Consider the following 21,315-nt stretch of genomic DNA (forward strand, 5'->3'; position numbering starts at 1 on the left):
TTTTTTAGCCCTTACGCAAGAGCTAATGTCGGCAATATCAACCTCAAATAGCAACATCGCACCGCCGCGACTTCTGGTGCCTGCACCATTTAAACGGATGAATGGGTATTTATCCGAACCCCTATTCGCAGAATTTGCCAAAGCTCGTGAATTCATATTAAAAATTTCAGCAGCCACGCCTGTTTTAACGTATAGCATTAGCTAGCCTTTTGACTCTCGTCGTCCTTAAAAGCACTAGGCATCTCATCTATGATGCCCTCGCTTAAAAGTGCCTCAAACACCTTTTTGCATTTTTCGGAATTCTTTGCTCCCACTACTTCGCCGCTTATGACGTAATAAGCCACGCGCTCGTTTAAGTCGTGCTTTTTTATCCACTGCCTGATACTTATGCAGTTATCGGTAAAGTATTGCTTTATCATTTTTTGCTCCTTTCTTTATTTATCATTGCTAATAAGACCCATAGTATTTTTTAAGCCCTTGTATGTAAAATTTGATAAGCAAACTTCAAAATTCACCGCAAGGACTTAAAAAATGCTATATTTCTGCTATAAAACTCACGGTCTTATAACTAATGGACATAAAGCGATAGATTTACAAAGCGATCTTGAAACGATGAAACATTTTAGACCTGATCTAGTAGATACCTATAAATATCTACACGGCAATATCATTAACTTAAATGCTTACGCTTCGTATTTTCAAAAAGCATACAAGATAGCCATTAACTACCACCCAAAATACCAGCTAATATCAGGCTCAACAGATTATGTCGGCATATTGGCTCACAGCAAAGACGGCAATATCGCCTCGCAGCTATCTTTATCGATAGAGATAAAAACTAAAGCCCTACTGATACCATTCTTAAATGAGGATTTTTTATTTATTCCTAAAATTCTCAAAGACAAGAAGATAAAGATAGAAAGCAAAAATAGCTTTCTATCCGATCCTGACGGCTCGCCGTTCTTAAAAAAGAACGTTCAAAATAGACTATTTTTTCCATTATTTAATGAAATCGATAGCCTTAACGCAAAACTGGACGAACTGGAAACTTTAGGAAAAATGCCTATGCTTTACGATGAACGCCGTAGGTTATCTTTTTGATAAAACTTCTTGGTAAAGGGCTCGTCTTGCAAATTCTCGTTTTTTGAGCTTTTTTGCTTTATCTTTTAAAATAGCATCAATAAACTTTTTAGGAATTTTCAAAGCTTTTAGATCTTCTTTTAGGTTTAAAAGCTCATTTTCAACGGCTTTATCTATGCGATCATAATCACGCTCGTCAAATTTGAAGTAATTAGATCCAATAGAGTAAAACTTATCAGCAAGCTTGCCTAGATCACTTAGGCGCGCACTTTTTATCTCAAGTCTAATACGAGCCAACTCCCTTTCAAACATTCTCTCAATATCTCTGCAGGTTGTCTCGGATTGACATGCCGGCTGGATATTAGAGCGAATTTCTTGTTTGTTACACTTTTTCATAGCGTCTCCTTTGGATAAGTCTTATTAACAATGATAAATAAAAGAACTATTTTTTCAAACCTTTGAAACTTTTAATCTTAAATGAGATATAATTTTTCGTAAGTTTGAAAGAATTATAGTGGATTTTTTCCACAAAGTCAATAGTTTAGTGTAAATTTCCCACAAAAGGTAAAATATGAATGCTGGTAGCAGGTTAAAAAAGATTAGAGAATATCTAGAAATCAGCTCTCAGGCTAAGTTTGCAGCAGAATTAGAGATTGAGCGTAGCAAGATTGCAGATATAGAAAGTGGCAGAACAAAAAATATATCATTTGATTTAATTGAAAAAATAGTGGATAAATTCCACATAAACGGCTGGTGGCTTTTTACTGGCAAGGGTAATATGATTGAAAAAAATATTCAAGAAAGCGATGCGTATGAAGTAGATGTTATTGATCTGAAAGCCAGTGCGGGATTTGGAATAATACCTTTTGAAGTCAAAGTTATAGGTAAATATATTTTAGATAAGATATTTTTTAAAACACCACCAGACATAGACAATGTAAAAATGATTCAGGTGGAAGGCGATAGTATGGAGCCAACTATTCAAGACGGCGCATTTGTTGTGATAGACGAAAGTAAAAATGATGCCATAGATGGTATATATGCTATTTTGCTTGACGATAAGGTATTTGTAAAACGCCTACAATTTAATTTAAATGGCACCATTACAATTATTAGTGATAATAGCAAATATCAAGATAAAATATACAATCCAAAAGAAAATCAATCATATTTCAAGGTTTTAGGTAAGAAAATGCTAACTATCCAAAAATAAATCAAAACTTAAAATGATGATTAATCAAAGAGTGATAATTTTTAAGTTTAAATGTGCGTTTATAACTATATTTCCTAATGATGATTAATTTTTTATCCCAAATATCGTAATCTTATCCAAATTAATCATCATTAAGTTTTATTAATCATCATTTTTTGTAAAATTTTGATGATTAATCGCCTAAATTTTAAAGCTATATTTTTATAATTTAATGTAGAGCTTTGTTATTTTTCTAAATTTTTCCGTCATTTTTCCAGTATTTAAAAGACTTTTAAATGGCGTTTATTTGGGCTTTATAAGCGTTTAAAGAAGTAGTGTTTTTCCATCACTTTCGGGACAAAACGGACGATTTGGGATTATAGGGATTTTTTATTTGAGAAATTTCTTGCATTACAACTGAGAGTGAAGCTCTTTAAATTACCTATTTTAGGCACTTTCATAAAATTATCACTCAAATTTTTTACTCTCATTTTCTTTACCCCCTCACAAAATTTATGATAAAATATCTGCTTTAATAACATAGTAAGTAAATTTTTGTGAGAATTTGTAATGTTGTCACATAAAAAGGAAATGATCAATGAAAGCTTATGCAGAATGGGAAAAACAAGAGAGTTTGCTTTTGTCTTTGCCGCATGAAAACAGCGACTGGGCGGAGTATCTGGAAGAAATTTTAAACTCATACGAAGAGCTTGTCGCAGCTGTTACGCCTTATCAAAAGTGTGTTTTAATCTGTCCTAATGATAAAATTTTAGATCGTTTTAGAAAGTTTCAAAACTGTGAGTTTTTGCGTATCGACACAAACGATACATGGATAAGAGATTACGGTATGATAGATGTTAAAAACGGCGATAAAATTTTAAGTTATAACTTTAAATTTAATGCTTGGGGCGGAAAATTTGATAGTAAAAAAGACGATCTTGTAAATAAAAGCCTAAATGCACATTTTGGCGGTATGATGCAAGATATAGACATGATACTTGAGGGTGGTAGCGTTGAATTTGACGGAGATAAAACGCTTTTGACGACTGAGCATTGCTTGTTGAATGACAATAGAAATAAAAATTTAAGTAAGGCGCAGATAGAAGAAAAACTTAGTGAATTATTTGGCTTAGAGCGTATAATTTGGCTAAAGCACGGCTTTATTAAAGGAGATGACACGGATCATCATATCGATACTTTAGCGCGTTTTATATCGCCAGATACGATAGCTTATGCTAGTTGCGATGATAAAAATGATGAGCATTACGAGGAGCTTAGTAGGATGAAGGCCGAGCTTGAAGCTACGGGGCTTAAGTTGCTCGCATTGCCGCTACCAAGTGCTAAATTTTACGACGGCAAAAGATTAGGTTGCACGTATACAAATTTTATATTTGTAAATAACGCGTTGATCGTGCCGACTTACGACGACAAAAACGACGAGTTGGTTTTAAGCTTACTTAGTAAAGCGTTGCCGAATTTAAAGATCGTCGGGGTAAATTCTTTGGTTTTTGTGCGCCAGAACGGCTCGCTTCACTGCTCTAGTCAAAATAGATTTGTAGGAAAAAGATGATGGACGCAAAAGACGATACAAAAATGTCTGTTAAAAAAACTCAACGAAATGCTGTTTTGATCGCCGGTTTTACGGCTTTTGTGTTGGCTGTTGTTAAATTTATAGCAGGTGTTTTTAGCGGTTCTGTTGCCGTGCTTAGCTCGGCGATCGACTCTATGCTTGACCTGCTTGTATCGGTCTTAAATTTTTTTGCAATTAGAAAATCCCAAGCCTCGCCAAACGCAAAATTTAACTTCGGCTATACAAAAGTAGAGGCATTGGCTGCATTGTTTGAGGGGATTTTTATCATTGGCATCGCGCTTTTTATCCTTTATGAAAGCATTATAAAGATAAGAGCGGACGAAGTTAGCATAAATGTTGATATTAGTATTTTGGTGATGTGTTTTTCGTTGGTTGTAACCGGCATTTTGGTAGCGTTTTTAAACAGAGTTGCAAAGCGAACCAATAACTTGATAATAAAAGCCGACGCGCTGCATTATAAGAGCGACCTTGTAACAAATTTAGCCGTTGTGGCAGCTCTTTTGATTATTAAATTTAGCGGATTTGTTATGATAGATGCTATTTTTGGTATTATAATTAGCGGTTATATAGCTGTGAGTGCGGTAAATTTAATGAAAGAAAGCGTAGGCGTGCTTTTAGACAAAGCACTTGATGAAAACGTAACAGATGCCATAAAAGAGATAATCTTGTCAAAACCGCAGGTTGCAGGCTTTCACGGGCTTACTAGCAGACAAAGCGCAAATATCTGCTACCTTGGGGTTCATTTGGTTTTTAACCGTGAAATTTCTCTCTTTGATGCTCATGAAATTTCAAATGAGATTGAAAGAGAGATAGCTCTTAAATTTAGCGAATTTGAATGGAATTTCACTACTCATCTTGACCCGTATGATGATTAAAATTAAAATAAAGGAAAATAATGAAAACAGCTTTGATCCAACAAAAATTTCACGGCTCAAAAGAAGAAACGATCAAAAAAACTTGTGACCTTATCAAAGAAGCAGCCAGCGGCGGCGCTAAATTAGTGGTGCTTCAGGAGCTTCACCAGACGCAATACTTTTGCCAAAGTGAAGATACGGCCTTTTTTGATCTTGCAAACGAGTGGGAGAGTGATGTTAAATTTTGGAGCGATGTAGCAAAACAAAACAACGTAGTTTTAGTAACTTCGCTATTTGAGAAGCGCACCGCCGGACTTTATCATAACACGGTTTTTGTGTTTGAGCGCGATGGAAGCATGGCTGGTAAATATAGAAAGATGCATATTCCCGATGATCCGCTTTTTTATGAGAAATTTTATTTCACGCCTGGAGACATTGGCTTTGAGCCGATACAAACAAGTGTTGGCAAACTAGGTGTTTTGGTGTGTTGGGATCAGTGGTATCCTGAGGCTGCAAGACTGATGGCTTTAAAGGGGGCTGAAATTTTAATTTATCCAACTGCGATCGGTTGGTTTGACGGTGATGGCGAAGATGAAAAGTCACGCCAGCTTGAAGCATGGGTAGCAGTGCAAAGGGGGCATGCCGTGGCAAACGGAGTGCCGGTAGTGGCTGTAAATCGCATTGGTTTTGAAACTGATAGCTCTGGAGTCGCAGACGGCATAAGATTTTGGGGTAATAGCTTTGTTTTTGGCTCACAAGGAGAGCAAATTTTTAGAGCCGATAGTGCCAGTGAGAAGTGTTTTTTAGTAGATATCGATATGAAAAGAAGCGAAGAAGTGCGTAGAATTTGGCCGTTCTTACGTGATCGCAGGGTAGAGTTCTATGGAAAATTAACAAAGAGATTTATCGACTAAGGGCGAAAAATATTTATAATTTTATAAATACAATAAAAAATAATATAAATTTTTTCTTAGTTATTAAAATTTTAAAGATAATTTCATTTTTACACATTTTTATAAAAAATGATAAATTTTTTACTAATTTCTTGCAAAAAAATTGTAAAAATGACAAAATAAGGTTGTCTATCGACAAAATCACAAAGGAGAAAATATGAAAAAAAGTTCATTGATACTTTCAGGCTTACTGCTTGCTTCTACTTTAGGCGCTAAAGAATTTGTAAGTATAGGCACTGGCGGCATGACAGGCACTTACTATCCTATAGGAGGCGCTATATGCAGACTTGTAAACAAAGATCCAAATATCAAATGTTCAGTTCAATCAACCGGCGGTTCTGTTTATAACGTTAATAACGTGCTTAAAAAAGAGCTTACATTTGGTTTTGTTCAAAGTGATGTGGTTTATGATAAATTTAACGGAACTGGCAAATTTGAAAAAATGGGTGATCAAAGATTGCGCTCGGTCGTATCTATATATCCTGAGCTTTTAGCGCTTGTTGTTACAAAGGATAGCGGTATAAAAAGCATTGAAGACTTAGCCGGTAAAAAATACAATGTAGGAAATCCTGGTAGTGGTAACGAAGTAACAACCCTAGCTGTGTTTAAAGCTAAGAAATTTGATGTTGCTAAGCTTGGATATCGTGGTGTTTTGACGGTGCAAGAGTGCCCTCATGCGCTAAAAGATAAAAAAATAGACGGCTATAGCTTTATGGTGGGACATCCTACAGCAAATATCACTGATGCGGCAAACTCAATGCCTATTGACATCTTGGATATTACTGGCGAAGACGTTGATAAGATGATAGCCGACTATCCGTATTTTGCAAAAGGTGTTATACCAAACGGTAGCTATGAAGGTATAAATAGAGATGTAAATAGCATAGGTGTTAAGGCTGTTTTGGTGGCTGATGAAAGTGCTAACAATGAGGCTGTTAGAGCTGTTGTTAAGTCAATACTTGATAATTTTGATGAGTATAAAACTTTACACCCTGCGCTAAAATCAGTAACAAAAGATAACTTAATCCAAGGTCTTTCAGCGCCTTTACACCCTGCGGCTGAGGCTGTATTTAAAGAAGCTGGGATTATAAAATAATTAAAATTTTCAGCAGATTTTTCTGCTGAAAATCACTTAAATTTTTAAAAAATCTATATTTTAAAACGCTAGCTAAGCAGTTAAAAATTTTTATTTTGATATAATCTAGGCTTTTTAAGATTTTAAGCAAGGAGAGGTATGGAGAATAAAACTCACGAGAACGAAGAGCAATTCGTTGAAGTCAAAACGAGAGAGATAAATAGTAATTTTTACAACTATTTTGTAGCTATTTTATGCTTTTCATGGTCTGTATTTCAGCTTTATATAGCGTATTTTCCTTTAAATACAAACATTGCAAGATCGGCACACCTTGCCTTTGCGATATCCCTTGTATTCTTACTTTATCCGGTTACTTTTCACAAAAAAGCACATACAAGCTTGCCATTTTATGATCTAATACTATGTGTTGTCGGTACCTTAGCCGTGCTTTATCCGGCTATTGAATTTTATAGTTTGGCTGAAAGACCGGGTGACTATTTACAAAGAGATGTAATTATCGCATTTATCGCGGTTATCGTGCTTATAGAAGCAGGCAGAAGAGTCATCGGTCCGGCACTTGGTATTATTTCGATTTTATTTTTATTGTATGATTATTTTGGGCGATATATGCCAGATATTATCGCGCATCAGGGTGCAAGTTTTGAGAAATTAGCCGGTCATATGTTTTTAACAACGGAGGGAATTTTTGGAGTTCCTATCGGTGTTAGTGTTAGTTTTATCTATCTTTTTGTGCTTTTTGGATCACTGCTTGAAAGAGCCGGAGCAGGGCAGTATTTTATAAATTTAGCCTTTTCTTTACTTGGTAAATTTAGAGGTGGTCCGGCAAAAGCTTCAGTTATAGCAAGTGGATTAACAGGCATGGTAAGCGGAAGCTCAACTGCAAACGTTGTGACTGTTGGAACTTTTACCATCCCACTTATGAAAAAAGCCGGTCTTAGTAGAACAAAAGCAGGCGCTATCGAAGTTGCGGCAGGAGTAAATGGTCAACTTATGCCTCCTATTATGGGTGCAGCTGCATTTATCATCGCTGAATTTTTAGGTATGACATATACAAATGTCATGATGGCGGCTGTTATACCAGCATTTGCATGTTATATCTCGTTATTTTTTATCGTGCATTTAGAAAGCTGTAAATTGGGATTAAAGGGGATAGAGCAAAGCGAATACCACTCAAGGCTTAAAATTTTCCTTAGCGGTATACATTATATCACGCCGATACTAGTCCTGCTTTATACGCTTTTGATTGCAAAAGAGTCTGCCATATCGGCAGCGTTTAATGCGATAGGATTTTTATTTTTGATAATGATATTTCAAGAGCCTGTAAAAAAACTAGCCCAAGGCGAAAAGATAAGCAAAGATGACGTTTTGGTCGGTTTTAGCGATATATTTTGGGCAATGGTTTCTGCGGCAAAAAGCATGACTACGATAGCTGTAGCAACAGGACTTGCGGGTATTATTGTCGGCTCTATATCGCTAACGGGACTTGGTCAAGTGCTTTCAGAGATAGTCGAGCAAGTCGCCGGAAATAATATAATCTTAATCCTACTTCTTACCGCTGTTATGTCGCTGGTGCTTGGTATGGGGCTTCCTACTACGGCAAACTACATAGTTGTTTCAAGCTTGGTCGCGCCTGTTATACTGCTTCTAGCGTATAAAAACGGCTTTTTAGTGCCGGCTATAGCTGCACATATGTTTGTGTTTTATTTTGGAATTTTAGCCGACGATACACCGCCTGTTGGTATCGCTGCATATGCGGCAGCAGGTATTGCCAAGGCAAATCCAGTCATAGTCGGACTTCAAGGATTTTTATATGATCTTAGAACTGCGATCTTGCCGTTTGCATTTTTCTTTAATAACAAACTTATGCTAATCGAAAGCGTAAACCCAGATGATCCGCTTGATACAAAAGGGATAGTTTGGATGAGTAATCCTTTTGAAATACTACTTGTTTTTGCAATGACAGTAATTGGTATGTTTGCATTTTCGAGTGTGTTGCAAGGGTATTTTGTGACAAAAGTCAGAATTTGGGAAAGGGTGCTTTTGGTATCAGTTGTGCCTTTGATGCTTGTGCCAAACATCTGTGCTAAATACTCTGTTGTGCCAAACGAATACGCCGCTTATGCGATAGGATTTGGTATATATATGTTTGTATTTGCTACTCAGTGGATGAAAAATAAACGAGAAAAATCCCTAGCCACTGCTTAAGATTAAATTCCCGATGTTTAGGTTTTAAATTTGAACATCGGTTTTTTTAATTTAAATTTCCTATACGATCTTGCCGTTTAGTCTTTTCTCTCTCTTTCTAAAGTCAGGCATTATACGCTCGATAAAGTTATAAAAACTCTTTTGATGATGCGGATATATAAGATGTGTTAGTTCGTGAAGAACGACGTATTTTATGAGCTCTTCGTCTTTTTCTATCAAATTTATATTTAAATTTATATATCCTTTGCGAGAGTTGCAACTCCCCCATCTAGTTTGCATATTTCTTACGGTGATGCGATTAACCTCACGATTTATAAGTGGCTTAAATTCCATTATAGCTTTGCTAAAAATTTCCTTTGCTCTGGTTTTTTTAAATTTTTCAAGCAAGTTTTTATCTTTTACTAAAATTTCATTGTCATCGATTACAGGTATCTTGTAAATTTCATCGAATTTTATTTTATAAATTTTGCCAAGCAGGATAAACTCACCATCTTTTGGCATGTTTTTTAAAATTCTCTCATGTGTATTTATAAGCCACTCTTTGTTTTTTTCTAAAAAATCTATGGCTTGTTTTTGAGTTGCACGAAATGGTAGCGTCATCGAAATTTGCGCGTTTTTAGCTACTCTTAAATGAGTGTTTTTAACGCGCGGTTTGAAATTTAGCTTGACTTGTAGGTTATAAAAATTTATACAAGCCGTTTTGACTGCCATTTTTTACTCTTCCAGCGCCAAGTATTAACAAGTCCTCTTAGCCATTCATCAGCCGTAAATCCTATCCAAACGCCAAGTATTCCCCAGCCAAGATAAATTCCTAAAAAATACCCAAGCGGAAGACTTACACCCCACATAAAAACTAAGCCCGTCATCAATGGAAATCTAGCATCGCCGCTAGCACGAAGAGCATTTACGATAACGATATTAAATGTCCTGCCGATCTCAAGCACGATAGATAGCGTAAAAAGTGGCAACATAACATCTTTTAACTCTTGTGTTAAATTTAACTCATGCATGATAAGGTCTTTTAACGCAAACATTATAAGCACAACAACAACGGTTGCAATAACGCCGTATCTTAATGCCCTAAAAGTACGGAGATAAGCCTCTTCAAACTGCTTAGCGCCAACCAAATGCCCGACTATAACTTCGTTTGCTATGCTTATGCTTGCCCCGCACAGAAGTATTAAAAGTGTTATTTGAAAGTAAATCGTTTGCACCGACAAACTTGCTTCTCCCATACTTGCAACAAAGCCAAAGGCGACCATGTATTGAGCCATCCAAAGCAGGTTTTCTCCGGCGCTTGGAAGCCCGACATGCAAAATTTTACGCAAGACGTTAAATGGTAAGCTAAATAGTCTTTTAATGAAAATTCTAACTTTTGCAAGGCGGATAAGCATAATGGCAAGCACGATAAGTCCGACAAATCGTCCTGCTATGGTTGATATAGCAACCCCGTATAGTCCGTAACTTGGCAAGCCAAACCAATCAAAAAGCATGATGGCGTTACCTGCAACGGTTATAATGTTCATTAAAAACGAAACAAACATAACCTCGGTAGCATATCCATAAACGCGCAAAATCGCAGCAAGCACCATGCCGATACCGTCAAACATGAGTGCAAAACCAAGCATATGTAAGTAGGTATAGCTTTCTTGTTGTAAATTTGCCGGGACTTTTAGAAGCTCTAAAATTTCATATCCGTAAAAAAAGATAAATGTCGCAGACAAAAGCCCTACGATAGAGTTAAATGTTATACTTGCGTGAATGACGCGTTTTACAAGTTTTTTGTTCTTAGCACCTAAGGCTTGTGCCACTACGATAGAGCAACCCACGCTTAAAAAGCCAAATATCGTCATAAATAGGTCCATGACTTGGTTTCCTGCGCCCATAGCTCCGACTAGATGAACGCTTACCTTTGTCACCATATATGTGTTTATGATGAGTGTTATAAAGTGCAAAAACATATCCAAAAATATAGGTATGGTAAGTTTTTTGAGAGATAAATTCATAAAATTTTCCTTATAAAAGTGCTGATTTTACCTAAAATGATAGAAATTTTAGTTTAAAACTTGTAAATTTTACACACTTTGGCTTTTGGACGCATTATTGTTTCTTACAAATAAAAGATATATACTTAAAACAATAAGTATGGGTAATCTTTAAAAAGGTATCTTACAAGATTTTTTAAGTATAATCATACAAAAACTAAATTTTAACGGATAAAAAATGGAAAAGAAAAATTTTACCTCTAGGTGGGCCTTTATTATCGCGTGTGTCGGCTCTGCCGTTGGCATGGCGAATGTCTGGGGCTTTCCGTATAAGGTCGGCGCAAACGGTGGTGGTGCTTTTTTGATCATCTATCTAATGTTTATCGCGCTTTTTTCTTATGTTGCGCTAAGTGCGGAGTATGCCATCGGCAGAAGGGCTAAGACGGGAACTCTTGGCTCATACGAATACGCCTTTGCAACAAGAGGACTCGGCGGAGTTGGTAAAATTTTAGGCTGGATACCGCTTGCAGGCTCTATGTGTATAGCTATCGGCTACGCGGTAATCATAGCTTATGTTTTAAAGGCTTTAACGCAAGCGCTTAGTGGCTCTTTAATGAGTGTTGATGCAAATACCTGGTTTGAGTCCTTCGCTCTTACGCCGTATTCGGTTGTGCCTTTTCATATTATCGTTGTGGTTGGCACTTTGCTTACGTTATTTTTTGGAGCAAAAAGTATCGAAAAAACAAACAAGATCATGATGCCGTTATTTTTTATACTTTTTACTATTTTGGCGGTGCGTGTTGCTATGCTTGATGGTGCTTTTGAGGGGTATAAATTTATATTTAAGGCTGATTTTTCAAAGCTTAGCGATCCTATGGTTTGGGTTGCGGCTATGGGACAGGCGTTTTTCTCGCTTTCCATTACGGGTTCTGGCATGATAGTTTATGGTGCGTATTTGCCAAAGACTGAAGACGTGGTTGACTCTGCAAGAAAGACGGCGATATTTGATACCATAGCGGCTACTGTGGCGGCATTTGTTATGATACCTGCCGTATTTGCCTACTCTATGGATCCTGCTGCTGGACCAAAACTTCTTTTTGTGACCTTGCCTAAAATTTTACAAGATATGCCAGGTGGGCAAAATTTTGCGATCATACTTTTTACGGCTGTTATTTTTGGCGGAATTTCATCTTTGCAAAACATGTTTGAGGCTGTAGCCGAGTCGATACTTCATAAATTTCCAAAACTAAAACGAACTCACGTGCTTGTAGCTCTTTGTGTTATATGTTTAGGAGTTGGTATAAACATGGAGATGATCTCAAGTTGGGGACCGTGGATGGATCTTGTTAGTATATATATCATTCCTATCGGTGCAGTTATCGGCGCTCTTTCTTGGTTTTGGGTGATAAAAAAAGAGGAGATAATGGACGAGATAAACACTGGAGCAGCCAAAAAGCACGGCGACTTATGGTATAACATCGGAAGATATGTTTATGTTCCTCTTGCCTTTGTGCTTTGCGTCATTGCCCTAAGTATGGGAATTTCATTTTAGGTTTAAAAATGGCGCTAATAGATCTTATCGAAGTTAGTAAAAAATTTGGTCCAAATGAAATTTTAAATGAAGTCAGCCTAAGTATAAACGAGCGCGAGAGAATCGCCATAATCGGCAAAAACGGCGGTGGTAAAAGCACATTGATGAAGATTATCTGTGGTGCTTATGATGTTGATAGCGGACGTGTTGTAACACAAAACAATATAAGCGTGCAAATGCTCTCTCAAGCCCCAAAATACGATGATGATTTAAGTGTTAAAGGTGTTTTAAATTTAGAGCTTAAAGAAATTTTTGAAGCACGTGAAGAGTATGCAAAAGTGGTTGAAATTCTCGCTCATGAGCCTGAAAATACCGCCATACACGCAAGAGCCGATGAGCTTATTAAATTTATAGAGAGTAAAGACGGCTGGGATATAGAGCGAAGCATAGAGCAAGTGCTTGTTCAATTTAGTCTAAAAGAGTATGAAAATCGCCTAGTAAACAGCCTAAGCGGAGGAGAGATCAGGCGTGTTGCACTGGGTGCACTTATCCTTAAAAAGCCTGATGTTTTACTGCTTGATGAGCCTACAAACCATCTTGATGTTTATATGGTTAGATTTTTAGAGGATATGCTTAAAAACTCAAAGCAAACCATTATATTTATAAGTCACGATCGCTATTTTATAGATGCTATCGCAACTAGAAGCATAGAGATAGAAGAGGCGAAAATAAGGTCATTTGACGGCGGATATGCGTATTATTTGGCTAAAAAACAAGAAATTTTAGAGAGTATGGCTAAAACCCATGAGACGCTTTTAAAAAATTTAAAAAGCGAAGAGGAGTGGCTAAGACGCGGTGTTAAAGCAAGGCTAAAGCGTAATGAAGGACGTAAAGAACGTGTGCTGGCTATGCGCGAAGAAGCCAAGAAAAACCCAGGCGTGATAAGACGCGTAAAGCTAGAACTGGAACGCGCAAGTAAAAATTTCAACCAAACCCACTCGACTAATCGTAAAAAAATGCTTTTTGAGGTAAAAGACCTGACGCTAAAAATGGGCGATAAAGAGCTGTTAAAGGACTTTAACGCAAGAATTCTTCAAGGTGAACGTATAGCGATAGTAGGGCGAAACGGAAGTGGTAAAAGCACGCTTTTAAAAGCTCTTTTGGGCAAAATCCCGCCATTTAAAGGCAAGATAGAGCGTGGAGAAGTGAGGGTTGGATACTTTGATCAAAATCGAAGCGAACTAAACGATGATAAAAATTTAATAGAAATTTTTTGCCCAAATGGCGGTGATCACGTGATGGTGCGCGGACGAAATATGCACGTTTACGGATATCTTAAAAATTTTTTATTTCCAAAAGAGTATCTTGATAAGCCAGTAGGTGTTTTAAGCGGTGGTGAAAAAAACCGCGTCGCACTTGCACTTCTTTTTACTAAAGAGTATGATATTTTGGTTCTTGACGAGCCGACAAATGACCTTGATATCGCTACTATAAACATCCTTGAAGAGTATCTGCAAAGCTTTATGGGAGCGATTATCTTTGTAAGTCATGACAGGTATTTTGTTGATAAAATTTCAAATAAACTTTGGGCATTTGAGGGTCAAAATATCGAGGTTGTGCATAATGAATACAGCGCGTATTTGGAGCTAAAAGATGAGCTTGGCGAGATAGATGAGTTTGAAAACGAGTTAATAAAAAACCAAACCACAACCGTTCAAAAGCAAAAAAGCGGATCAAAGTTAAGTTACAAACAAAATAAAATTTTAAATGAAAATCCGGCTTTGATAGAAAGTTTAGAGGCTAAAATTTTAGAGCTTGAAACAGCTTTAAGCGATCCGCAAATTTATCAAGAGATTGGTATTAATAAAATTTACGACGAACTTGAAAGTAAAAAAGCCGAGCTTGAAAAATTAGAAAATGAATATTTTGAAGTGCTTGAAATTTCAGAAAATTTAGAGAATTTAGTGTAGAAAGTAAAATTTTCACTCCTAAATTTTAAAATTCAGGAGTGAATAAGGTTTTTAGCAAGAAGGAACGTTGCCGCTATCTTTTGCGTAATGGATCACAAAGTCACAAATGTCAGGTTGAAATTTCTTAAATTGTGCTCCACTTAAAAAATCATTTGCACTTGGAAACTTCGATGACATCGCCTTTATAAAGCCTTCACCTTCGTTTTCACACATGCCTTTCCACTCTGCTATTGTGTGTTGTGCCGCAAAAGCATCACCTTTTATGCCTGTAGCATCTTTCATAAACTTAAGATATAGCTTTTGACCTCTTGCATAGTCGGCAAATGCCGTAGTACTGGCTATTGAAAGCCCCATCATTGCTATTAAAGCGCATGAGATTATTTTTTTCATTTCTACTCCTTTTGGTATGTTTAAAATTTTGTTTTAACACTGTAATCATAGCTTAATGTCAGTCTAAAATAATGTAACTTTGTTACAAAATAAATTTTTAGATGATGATACAATTGCTGTGTTCCTTAAAAGAACAATGTAACTTTAAAATTTAAAAATATGATTTTATATAAAGGAGTATTTTATGAGCCAAGACAAGATTATCAATGAAGTTCTTGATGAGCTTGAAAAAAATGGTTATAAGCTTTCTCGTAGAGAGGCAATGAAACTTATAGCTATCTCACCTTTAGCGGCGGGAGTGTTGTCAAATGCAGCTGCGCCTGTATCAGCCAAAGCTGCCTCTTCGGCTACTGGCAGGATAGTCATCGTTGGAGGCGGTTTGTCCGGTGTTGCGACTGCGGCAAAACTTTGCAAAAGACTAAGAAACCCAGATATAACCGTGATCGAGCCAAATCCTATATCTGTTTCATATCAGGCCGGTCAGACTCTTATAGCCGCAGGTGTATATAAGAAAGAAGATATTATTTATCAAACAAGTGACTTCATGCCAAAAGAGGTCAATTGGATACAAAAAGCAGCTAAAAATTTCGATCCTGAAAATAACAAAGTGATACTTGAAGACGGCACCGAGGTTGGTTACGACTATCTTGTGGTTGCTATGGGTGTTACTTTAAATTATGGAGCCATAAAAGGTCTTGAGGGTGAGATAACCACTCTTGGAAATTGCGACGAAGTGCGTAAAAAAGTCGGCAAAAACGGTGTTTATTCGCTTTATTTTGCAGAAGGTTCCGTTGATACTTATGATGGTATACAAGAGATAATAAAAAAGGCTAAAAATTTAAAAGGTAACGAAAAACTCCAACTTATCTTTACAGACTCACCTACTGCTGTAAAATGCGGTGGCGCACCTAAAAAGGTAATGTATATCGCAAACGATCTAATTAAAAAAGCAGGCGTAAGAGATAAGGTTGAAATTTTATTTTACACAAATAGCGACAAGCTTTTTGGAGTGCCCGAATATGCAAAAGCTATAGAAGAGCAGTTTAGCAAGCGCGATTTTAAATGGGAATTTAAAACACGTTTGGTAGCGGTAGATACTCAAAATCAAGTTGCAACTTTTGAAAAAACATGGGTCGAAAAAGGCGAGTGGGATAAAGACCTAGAAGAGTATGAGATGATAACCAAAAAGGAAACATTTGAGAAAAAATTTGACTTTTTACATGTTGTTCCACCTCAAAAAGCACCAGATGCTGTAGGTAAATCACCTCTTGGCTCGCCTGCTAGCTGGGTGCCGGCTAATAAAGAAACGCTTCAACATACAGCCTATCCGAATGTCTTTGCTATAGGTGACTGTGCTGCCGTGCCTCTTGGAAAAACCGGCGGAAGCTCTAGAAAACAGTATCACGTGCTTGTGGATAACCTAATCGCCGTAATGGAGAAAAAAGATAAGCTGCCTGCTAAATACGACGGATATACAGTTTGTCCGTTTATCACAAGTATCGGCACCGTAATGTTTGCCGAGTTTGACTGGTCTGGCAAGCCTGCGCCGTCTTTCCCTCTTGATCCGACTAAAGAGCGATGGAGTATGTGGTTGCTTAAGGTATATATGATGAAACCTATAATTTTCCACGGAATGCTACCTGGAAGAATTTAAACCATTTTTACAAAAGGAGAAACTATGCAATTGAAATTTATTAGCGCTATTGCGCTTACAACGGCTTTGATGTTTAGCGGTTGCGCTACGTCAAATACTTCTGCTGCAGCGGCACAAGCTATAGCTACAAAACCGTCCGACTCAGTTAAGTCGTTAATCGAAAAAGGCAAGCTTGAGGTTGTAGACTTTTCTTATGCAAGAAGCAAGCTTGGAAGCGGTATGAGGGGTAACTCGGAAGCGTTATTTATAGACGCAAGACCTGATAGACATTATAATGCAGGAACTATCCCGTCAAGTATCCAAATTCATGATACGGACTTTAAAGATCATGTAAAAAGGATAGACGGCACGCCAAAAGATAAAGAGATTATCGTTTTTTGTCAAGGTTGGGACTGTGCAAAAAGTCCAAAAGTAGCCATCATGCTTAAAGAGCTAGGCTATAAAAACGTAAAATTATACCAAGCAGGCTATCCTGAATGGTCTAAAAAAGACTATATCGAAGTTGGTACCCCAACTGTTAAAAATGCATTTGACGCCAACTCGGCATTTATGATAGATGCTAGACCTTATGCTAAATTTCTAGCAGAAAGCATCCCTGGAGCGATATCTATAACAGATACCGAGCTTGATAAACTTAGCGGTAGATTTCCAAGTGCCAAAGATACGCAGATTATTACGTTTTGCCAAGGTTATGACTGCAAAAAGTCACACATAGTAGCTCAAAAGCTAGTCTCTCTTGGTTATACTAAAGTTGCAAACTACTCAGCGGGAGTTCCTGCATGGAAAGAAGCGGGGCTAAAAACAACTAAAGGTGGAAGCGAAGCCGCAGCAAGCGGAGCCGTTACAAAACTTAGCACACCGTTTATGGGGCCGATCAAAAAAGGGCTTGATATGGGTTCTGTTGACGGCGAATGGTTTTTGGCAAATTATAAAAAATTACCGGCAGGCGTAACTATAGTTGACGTAAGAAGAAGCGATGAGAGAGCGACAGGTTTTGTTCCTGGTTCACTTCATATATCTATTGAAGAAAATGACGAAAAGACATTTTTATCAAAACTTCCTGACACTTATGTAATCTTTCACTGCGCAGCCGGCGGTCGTGCTTTAGAAGCACAGTCTAAGGCTAAAAAAGGTGGCTTTACAAAAGGTGTTTATATAGATGCAGCTGTAAAATGCAAAGGTAGCGAATGCACTTTTACGCCTAACGAGCCACTCGATCCAAGTGATTGGTAAGTGATATCTAGCCGTGTTTTACGGCTAGAGCTTTGTTTATTTGTAAATTTTTTAATGAGAGTTTGCTCTTGTTTGTTTTTAGACATTTACTTTTTTGTGTTATTTTTGATACAAATACAGTTTAAAGGTGACAAATGAGAGTAAAAAAGAGTAAATTTAATCCAAAAGTATTTTATCCTTCGATCATAGTTATATTTTTAATAACAATTTTCTCGCTTATTTTTCCTGAAAGTTCAAAACAAATTTTTAAAGGTGCGCAGGATTTAGTAGCTGATAAATTTGGTTGGTTTTATGTTTTATCTATCGCAATTATAGTCTTAAGCGTATTTGTGCTTGGATTTTCGCGTTTTGGAGAGATAAAGCTAGGTGCGGATCACTCCATACCGGAATACACAAATATCTCATGGTTTGCCATGCTTTTTGCAGCAGGCATGGGGATAGGGCTTGTATTTTTTGGAGTAGGTGAACCGCTTATGCACTTTTTAACTCCTCCCATTGGAGAGGGTAAAAGCGTTGAAGCAGCAAGGCTTGCTATGAATATCACGTTTTTTCATTGGGGTATAAGTGCTTGGTCTGTATATGCTATAGTTGCACTGATCTTGGCGTTTTTTGCGTATAGACACAACTTACCGCTTACGCTTCGTTCGGCGTTTTATCCGCTTATAGGTGATAAAATTTACGGCAGGTTGGGAGATGTTATAGATATTTTTGCTGTTATAGCTACGCTTTTTGGTGTGGCTACTTCGCTGGGATACGGCGTTATTCAGGTAAATGCAGGACTTAGTTATGTGTTTAAGATGCCCGATATTAATATAACCTTGCTTGTTATACTCTGTCTTTGTGCAACAGCTTCGGCGGCACTTGGGGTTGATAAAGGGATAAAAATATTATCAAATTTAAACATCATAACGGCTATTGTTTTTATGAGTTTGATTCTGTTTTTAGGAGAAACCACCGGTCTTTTAAGGGCTTTGGTACAAAATAGTGGCGAATACATCGCGGCTCTTACCGCAAATACCTTTAACCTAAATGCTTATGGAAAGATGAGTGACGGTTGGCTTGGCGGCTGGACACTGCTTTACTGGGCTTGGTGGCTTTCATGGTCGCCTTTTGTGGGGCTTTTTATAGCTAAAATTTCAAAAGGTAGAAGCATAAAAGAATTTGTCATCGGTGCGCTTTTTGTCCCGACGGGATTTACTTTTATGTGGATGACCTTTTTTGGCAATAGCGCTATAAATTTAGTAAACGGCGGTGATGTTACTTTGGCAAACGCCGTTGTTAGCGACGTAGCAACTGCTCTTTTTGTTTTTTTAGAAAATTTCGCACTATCAAAGATATTATGTATTATCGCGATTTTAATGGTAGTTGTATTTTTTATAACATCAGCCGACTCTGCTGCGATGGTGATAAATATGCTTTGTTCAAACGGCTCTGATAATACGCCCATTTGGCAGAAAATTTTTTGGGGACTAGCTATAGGTTTAGTCGCGGCATCGCTTATGCTGGGAGGAGGTTTGGCTTCGCTTCAAGCTATGACTATAGTTGCGGCTTTACCATTTACTCTAGCTCTTATGTTTGCGATTTTTGGACTATTTAAAGCTTTAAGGATCGATCATATTAAAAGTAAAATGCAAAATTTTTCAAATATGCCTATTGGCGAGTTGTCAAAAAGTTGGCAGGAGCGTTTAAAGACTATCATTGAACTACCAAATAAAAAAGATGCGTATAAATTTATGCAAAGTGTTGTTTTTGACGCATTTTCAGAGCTAAAAGATGAATTTGACAAAAACGGCTTAAGCTCAAAAATAGAGCAAAACTCTGGCGGAAATTTTATAAAATTAAGCGTGAGCTTGGAGGACGAACAAGACTTTAGCTACGGCATAAAACTTGTAAAAAGAAATAGCCCAGGCTACACTCAAGCCCTTAACGGCGATGATTTGTATTATAGAGCAGAGGTATTTTTAAACGAAGGCGGGCAGGATTATGACGTGCTTGGCTGGAGTGAAGCGACTTTGATAAACGATGTTGTTGAACAGTATAGAAAGCACATGCAGTTTTTACACACCGTAAGAAACGCTTGAAGACTTTAAAAATTTGTGATATTTTTGTAAGACAAACAAATAAATTCATATCTTTTTATTAAAAAAATAAGCATTTTTTCGTTAAAATCTTTGCTTTAAAATTTATAGACGGAACAAGAAATGAAAAAGAGGCAAAACTGGAGTTCAAAACTCACATATATCTTAGCTGTTGCAGGTGCTACCGTTGGATTTGGTGCAACGTGGAGGTTTCCTTATTTGGTTGGACAAAACGGCGGAGGAGCGTATGTGCTCACATTTGTTGTGGCGATGATAGTGATAGGAATTCCCATGATATTGGTTGAAAATGCTATCGGCAGACGTCTAAAGGTCAATGCGGTTGATGCATTTAGCGGTATGGCAAACGGCAAGCGTATCGCTAAATACTGGAAGATAGTAGGCTGGATGGGACTACTTGGTGCGTTTGGCATTATGTCTTATTATATGGTTATCGGTGGTTGGGTTTTAAGCTATATCGGGCAGATCATCTTTGGATTATTTGACTTATCAAATATCATAACTATCACGCAAACAACAGAATTTTATAATCAAAATATCATAAACAACCCAATGACTATCAGTTTTGCAACCCTTGTTTTTGTTCTTATAAACTACGTTATCTTGGTGCAAGGAGCGGTTGAAGGTATAGAAAAGGCAGCAAAATATCTAATGCCGATTTTGTTTTTACTTATGCTAACAATGGTTGCTAAAAACATAACTCTTGATGGAGCTGCGCAAGGCATTAAATTTTATCTTACGCCAGATTTTTCTAAGATAAATATGAAGCTGTTTATCGACGTTTTGGGACAGGTATTTTTTGCTTTATCACTTGGTTTTGGCGTGATGATAACACTTTCTAGCTTTGTAAAAAAAGACGAAGGTCTTGTTAAAATTTCAGTGATAACTGGCATTTTAAACACGGCTATCGCCGTGCTTGCTGGCTTTATAATATTTCCTTCTCTCTTTAGTTTTGGTATCGAGCCAAACAGCGGTCCAAGTCTTGTCTTTAAAAGTTTACCGATAGTCTTCTCTCATATGCCGTTTGGTAGCCTTATCGCGACGGCGTTTTTTACGCTTTTAATGATAGCGGCACTTACAACATCGCTTCCGATTTATGAGGTTATGATAACAACCTTACAGGAAAAATTTAAAGTAAGCCGTAAAAAGGCGATATTTATAGTTCTTGGAGGAATTTTTGTTTTGGGCAATATCCCTAGTCTAATGGCTACAAATTTACTTTCTCATATTACAATCTTTGGTAAAAATATATTTGATGCCTATGACGCGATAAGTGCGACGATATTTTTCGTTCTTACTTCGCTTGGATGCGCCTTGTTTGTAGGCTGGGTATTAGGCGATGAAGCGAAAGCTGAAATTTTAAAAGGTAGTGAAAAGTGCGTTAAGATCGTTAATTTTTGGCACTGGTATGTTAAATTTATAATTCCTTTTATTATTTTAATCGTATTCATCAGTTCATTTTATGATAATTTTATAAAGTAGGTT

Annotated in this window: 19 protein-coding genes; 13 read left to right on the top strand and 6 right to left on the bottom strand. The window is 37.1% G+C overall.

Annotated features, from left to right (window positions below; all coding sequences use genetic code 11):
* Together CCAL5182_RS04290 and CCAL5182_RS04295 are read right to left on the bottom strand one after the other, a co-directional pair.
* Positions 1-198, bottom strand: a 198-nt coding sequence (locus CCAL5182_RS04290; RefSeq protein WP_336610344.1) for a hypothetical protein, incomplete at its 3' end; no start/stop codon positions are given.
* The gene (locus tag CCAL5182_RS04295; RefSeq protein WP_059430464.1) at positions 198-419 is read right to left on the bottom strand and encodes a hypothetical protein; all 222 of its coding nucleotides are present in this window, start codon (positions 417-419) and stop codon (positions 198-200) included. The genes CCAL5182_RS04290 and CCAL5182_RS04295, both read right to left, overlap by 1 nt.
* A 112-nt stretch (positions 420-531) precedes the next feature.
* Between CCAL5182_RS04295 and CCAL5182_RS04300 the strand changes: the two genes are divergently transcribed.
* Positions 532-1,101, top strand: coding sequence for a hypothetical protein (locus CCAL5182_RS04300; protein ID WP_336610345.1), 570 nt, complete (start codon positions 532-534; stop codon positions 1,099-1,101).
* Here the strand turns inward: CCAL5182_RS04300 and CCAL5182_RS04305 are convergent.
* Positions 1,090-1,476 (bottom strand): hypothetical protein, encoded by a 387-nt coding sequence (locus CCAL5182_RS04305; protein WP_336610346.1) that lies wholly within the window; start codon positions 1,474-1,476, stop codon positions 1,090-1,092. The genes CCAL5182_RS04300 and CCAL5182_RS04305 overlap by 12 nt on opposite strands.
* A gap of 175 nt (positions 1,477-1,651) precedes the next feature.
* Here CCAL5182_RS04305 and CCAL5182_RS04310 point away from each other — a divergent pair, with 175 nt between their 5' ends.
* From CCAL5182_RS04310 to CCAL5182_RS04335, 6 genes are all read left to right on the top strand, one after another.
* Positions 1,652-2,293 (top strand): XRE family transcriptional regulator, encoded by a 642-nt coding sequence (locus tag CCAL5182_RS04310; protein ID WP_336610347.1) that lies wholly within the window; start codon positions 1,652-1,654, stop codon positions 2,291-2,293.
* 577 nt (positions 2,294-2,870) lie between these two features.
* Positions 2,871-3,842, top strand: coding sequence for an agmatine deiminase family protein (locus tag CCAL5182_RS04315; protein ID WP_336610348.1), 972 nt, complete (start codon positions 2,871-2,873; stop codon positions 3,840-3,842).
* Positions 3,839-4,738 carry a cation diffusion facilitator family transporter gene (locus tag CCAL5182_RS04320; RefSeq protein WP_169935549.1) on the top strand — a complete coding sequence of 300 codons (900 nt, stop codon included), beginning with the start codon at positions 3,839-3,841 and terminating at the stop codon, positions 4,736-4,738. Before CCAL5182_RS04315 ends, CCAL5182_RS04320 begins: the two co-directional genes overlap by 4 nt.
* Positions 4,739-4,758: 20 nt before the next feature.
* Positions 4,759-5,631: a carbon-nitrogen hydrolase gene (locus CCAL5182_RS04325; RefSeq protein WP_336610349.1), complete on the top strand. Its 873-nt coding sequence runs from the start codon at positions 4,759-4,761 to the stop codon at positions 5,629-5,631.
* 196 nt (positions 5,632-5,827) lie between these two features.
* Positions 5,828-6,766, top strand: a complete 939-nt coding sequence (locus tag CCAL5182_RS04330; protein ID WP_336610350.1) for a TAXI family TRAP transporter solute-binding subunit — start codon at positions 5,828-5,830, stop codon at positions 6,764-6,766.
* Positions 6,767-6,904: 138 nt separating this feature from the next.
* A complete protein-coding gene (locus CCAL5182_RS04335) occupies positions 6,905-8,971 on the top strand; it encodes a TRAP transporter permease (RefSeq protein ID WP_336610351.1) in 2,067 nt (688 codons plus the stop codon).
* A 60-nt stretch (positions 8,972-9,031) separates the two neighbouring features.
* Here the strand turns inward: CCAL5182_RS04335 and CCAL5182_RS04340 are convergent, their stop codons facing one another.
* Together CCAL5182_RS04340 and CCAL5182_RS04345 are read right to left on the bottom strand one after the other, a co-directional pair.
* On the bottom strand, positions 9,032-9,682 hold the full coding sequence (locus tag CCAL5182_RS04340) for a M48 family metallopeptidase (RefSeq protein WP_170000016.1): 651 nt from the start codon (positions 9,680-9,682) through the stop codon (positions 9,032-9,034).
* Positions 9,658-10,977, bottom strand: a complete 1,320-nt coding sequence (locus CCAL5182_RS04345; protein WP_336610352.1) for an MATE family efflux transporter — start codon at positions 10,975-10,977, stop codon at positions 9,658-9,660. Before CCAL5182_RS04345 ends, CCAL5182_RS04340 begins: the two co-directional genes overlap by 25 nt.
* Before the next feature lie 217 nt (positions 10,978-11,194).
* On the opposite strand from CCAL5182_RS04345, the gene CCAL5182_RS04350 reads away from it, so the two are divergent.
* The gene (locus CCAL5182_RS04350) at positions 11,195-12,508 is read left to right on the top strand and encodes a sodium-dependent transporter (RefSeq protein ID WP_336610353.1); all 1,314 of its coding nucleotides are present in this window, start codon (positions 11,195-11,197) and stop codon (positions 12,506-12,508) included.
* 8 nt (positions 12,509-12,516) lie between these two features.
* Positions 12,517-14,457 carry a ribosomal protection-like ABC-F family protein gene (abc-f, locus tag CCAL5182_RS04355; RefSeq protein ID WP_336610354.1) on the top strand — a complete coding sequence of 647 codons (1,941 nt, stop codon included), beginning with the start codon at positions 12,517-12,519 and terminating at the stop codon, positions 14,455-14,457.
* A gap of 51 nt (positions 14,458-14,508) precedes the next feature.
* Here the strand turns inward: abc-f and CCAL5182_RS04360 are convergent, their stop codons facing one another.
* Complete coding sequence (locus CCAL5182_RS04360; protein ID WP_169935565.1) at positions 14,509-14,847, bottom strand: hypothetical protein; 339 nt, start codon at positions 14,845-14,847, stop codon at positions 14,509-14,511.
* Positions 14,848-15,031: 184 nt separating this feature from the next.
* Here CCAL5182_RS04360 and CCAL5182_RS04365 point away from each other — a divergent pair, with 184 nt between their 5' ends.
* The 4 genes from CCAL5182_RS04365 (at position 15,032) to CCAL5182_RS04380 (ending at position 21,312) form a co-directional block, all read left to right on the top strand.
* Positions 15,032-16,501: an NAD(P)/FAD-dependent oxidoreductase gene (locus CCAL5182_RS04365; protein WP_336610355.1), complete on the top strand. Its 1,470-nt coding sequence runs from the start codon at positions 15,032-15,034 to the stop codon at positions 16,499-16,501.
* A 24-nt stretch (positions 16,502-16,525) separates the two neighbouring features.
* Positions 16,526-17,734 carry a rhodanese-like domain-containing protein gene (locus CCAL5182_RS04370; RefSeq protein WP_336610356.1) on the top strand — a complete coding sequence of 403 codons (1,209 nt, stop codon included), beginning with the start codon at positions 16,526-16,528 and terminating at the stop codon, positions 17,732-17,734.
* A gap of 134 nt (positions 17,735-17,868) precedes the next feature.
* Positions 17,869-19,815, top strand: coding sequence for a BCCT family transporter (locus CCAL5182_RS04375; protein ID WP_336610357.1), 1,947 nt, complete (start codon positions 17,869-17,871; stop codon positions 19,813-19,815).
* A gap of 120 nt (positions 19,816-19,935) precedes the next feature.
* Positions 19,936-21,312 carry a sodium-dependent transporter gene (locus CCAL5182_RS04380; protein ID WP_169971578.1) on the top strand — a complete coding sequence of 459 codons (1,377 nt, stop codon included), beginning with the start codon at positions 19,936-19,938 and terminating at the stop codon, positions 21,310-21,312.
* Positions 21,313-21,315 lie beyond the last annotated feature (3 nt).

The organism is Campylobacter sp. 7477a (assembly GCF_014892335.1).
GTDB lineage: Bacteria > Campylobacterota > Campylobacteria > Campylobacterales > Campylobacteraceae > Campylobacter_A > Campylobacter_A californiensis.

Excerpts from the sequence above, each read along its gene's own strand:
- CCAL5182_RS04295 (WP_059430464.1), bottom strand. The coding sequence starts at position 419 with ATGATAAAGCAATACTTTACCGATAACTGCATAAGTATCAGGCAGTGG.
- CCAL5182_RS04300 (WP_336610345.1), top strand. The coding sequence starts at position 532 with ATGCTATATTTCTGCTATAAAACTCACGGTCTTATAACTAATGGACAT.
- CCAL5182_RS04305 (WP_336610346.1), bottom strand. The coding sequence starts at position 1,476 with ATGAAAAAGTGTAACAAACAAGAAATTCGCTCTAATATCCAGCCGGCA.
- CCAL5182_RS04310 (WP_336610347.1), top strand. The coding sequence starts at position 1,652 with ATGAATGCTGGTAGCAGGTTAAAAAAGATTAGAGAATATCTAGAAATC.
- CCAL5182_RS04315 (WP_336610348.1), top strand. The coding sequence starts at position 2,871 with ATGAAAGCTTATGCAGAATGGGAAAAACAAGAGAGTTTGCTTTTGTCT.
- CCAL5182_RS04320 (WP_169935549.1), top strand. The coding sequence starts at position 3,839 with ATGATGGACGCAAAAGACGATACAAAAATGTCTGTTAAAAAAACTCAA.
- CCAL5182_RS04325 (WP_336610349.1), top strand. The coding sequence starts at position 4,759 with ATGAAAACAGCTTTGATCCAACAAAAATTTCACGGCTCAAAAGAAGAA.
- CCAL5182_RS04330 (WP_336610350.1), top strand. The coding sequence starts at position 5,828 with ATGAAAAAAAGTTCATTGATACTTTCAGGCTTACTGCTTGCTTCTACT.
- CCAL5182_RS04335 (WP_336610351.1), top strand. The coding sequence starts at position 6,905 with ATGGAGAATAAAACTCACGAGAACGAAGAGCAATTCGTTGAAGTCAAA.
- CCAL5182_RS04340 (WP_170000016.1), bottom strand. The coding sequence starts at position 9,682 with ATGGCAGTCAAAACGGCTTGTATAAATTTTTATAACCTACAAGTCAAG.
- CCAL5182_RS04345 (WP_336610352.1), bottom strand. The coding sequence starts at position 10,977 with ATGAATTTATCTCTCAAAAAACTTACCATACCTATATTTTTGGATATG.
- CCAL5182_RS04350 (WP_336610353.1), top strand. The coding sequence starts at position 11,195 with ATGGAAAAGAAAAATTTTACCTCTAGGTGGGCCTTTATTATCGCGTGT.
- abc-f (WP_336610354.1), top strand. The coding sequence starts at position 12,517 with ATGGCGCTAATAGATCTTATCGAAGTTAGTAAAAAATTTGGTCCAAAT.
- CCAL5182_RS04360 (WP_169935565.1), bottom strand. The coding sequence starts at position 14,847 with ATGAAAAAAATAATCTCATGCGCTTTAATAGCAATGATGGGGCTTTCA.
- CCAL5182_RS04365 (WP_336610355.1), top strand. The coding sequence starts at position 15,032 with ATGAGCCAAGACAAGATTATCAATGAAGTTCTTGATGAGCTTGAAAAA.
- CCAL5182_RS04370 (WP_336610356.1), top strand. The coding sequence starts at position 16,526 with ATGCAATTGAAATTTATTAGCGCTATTGCGCTTACAACGGCTTTGATG.
- CCAL5182_RS04375 (WP_336610357.1), top strand. The coding sequence starts at position 17,869 with ATGAGAGTAAAAAAGAGTAAATTTAATCCAAAAGTATTTTATCCTTCG.
- CCAL5182_RS04380 (WP_169971578.1), top strand. The coding sequence starts at position 19,936 with ATGAAAAAGAGGCAAAACTGGAGTTCAAAACTCACATATATCTTAGCT.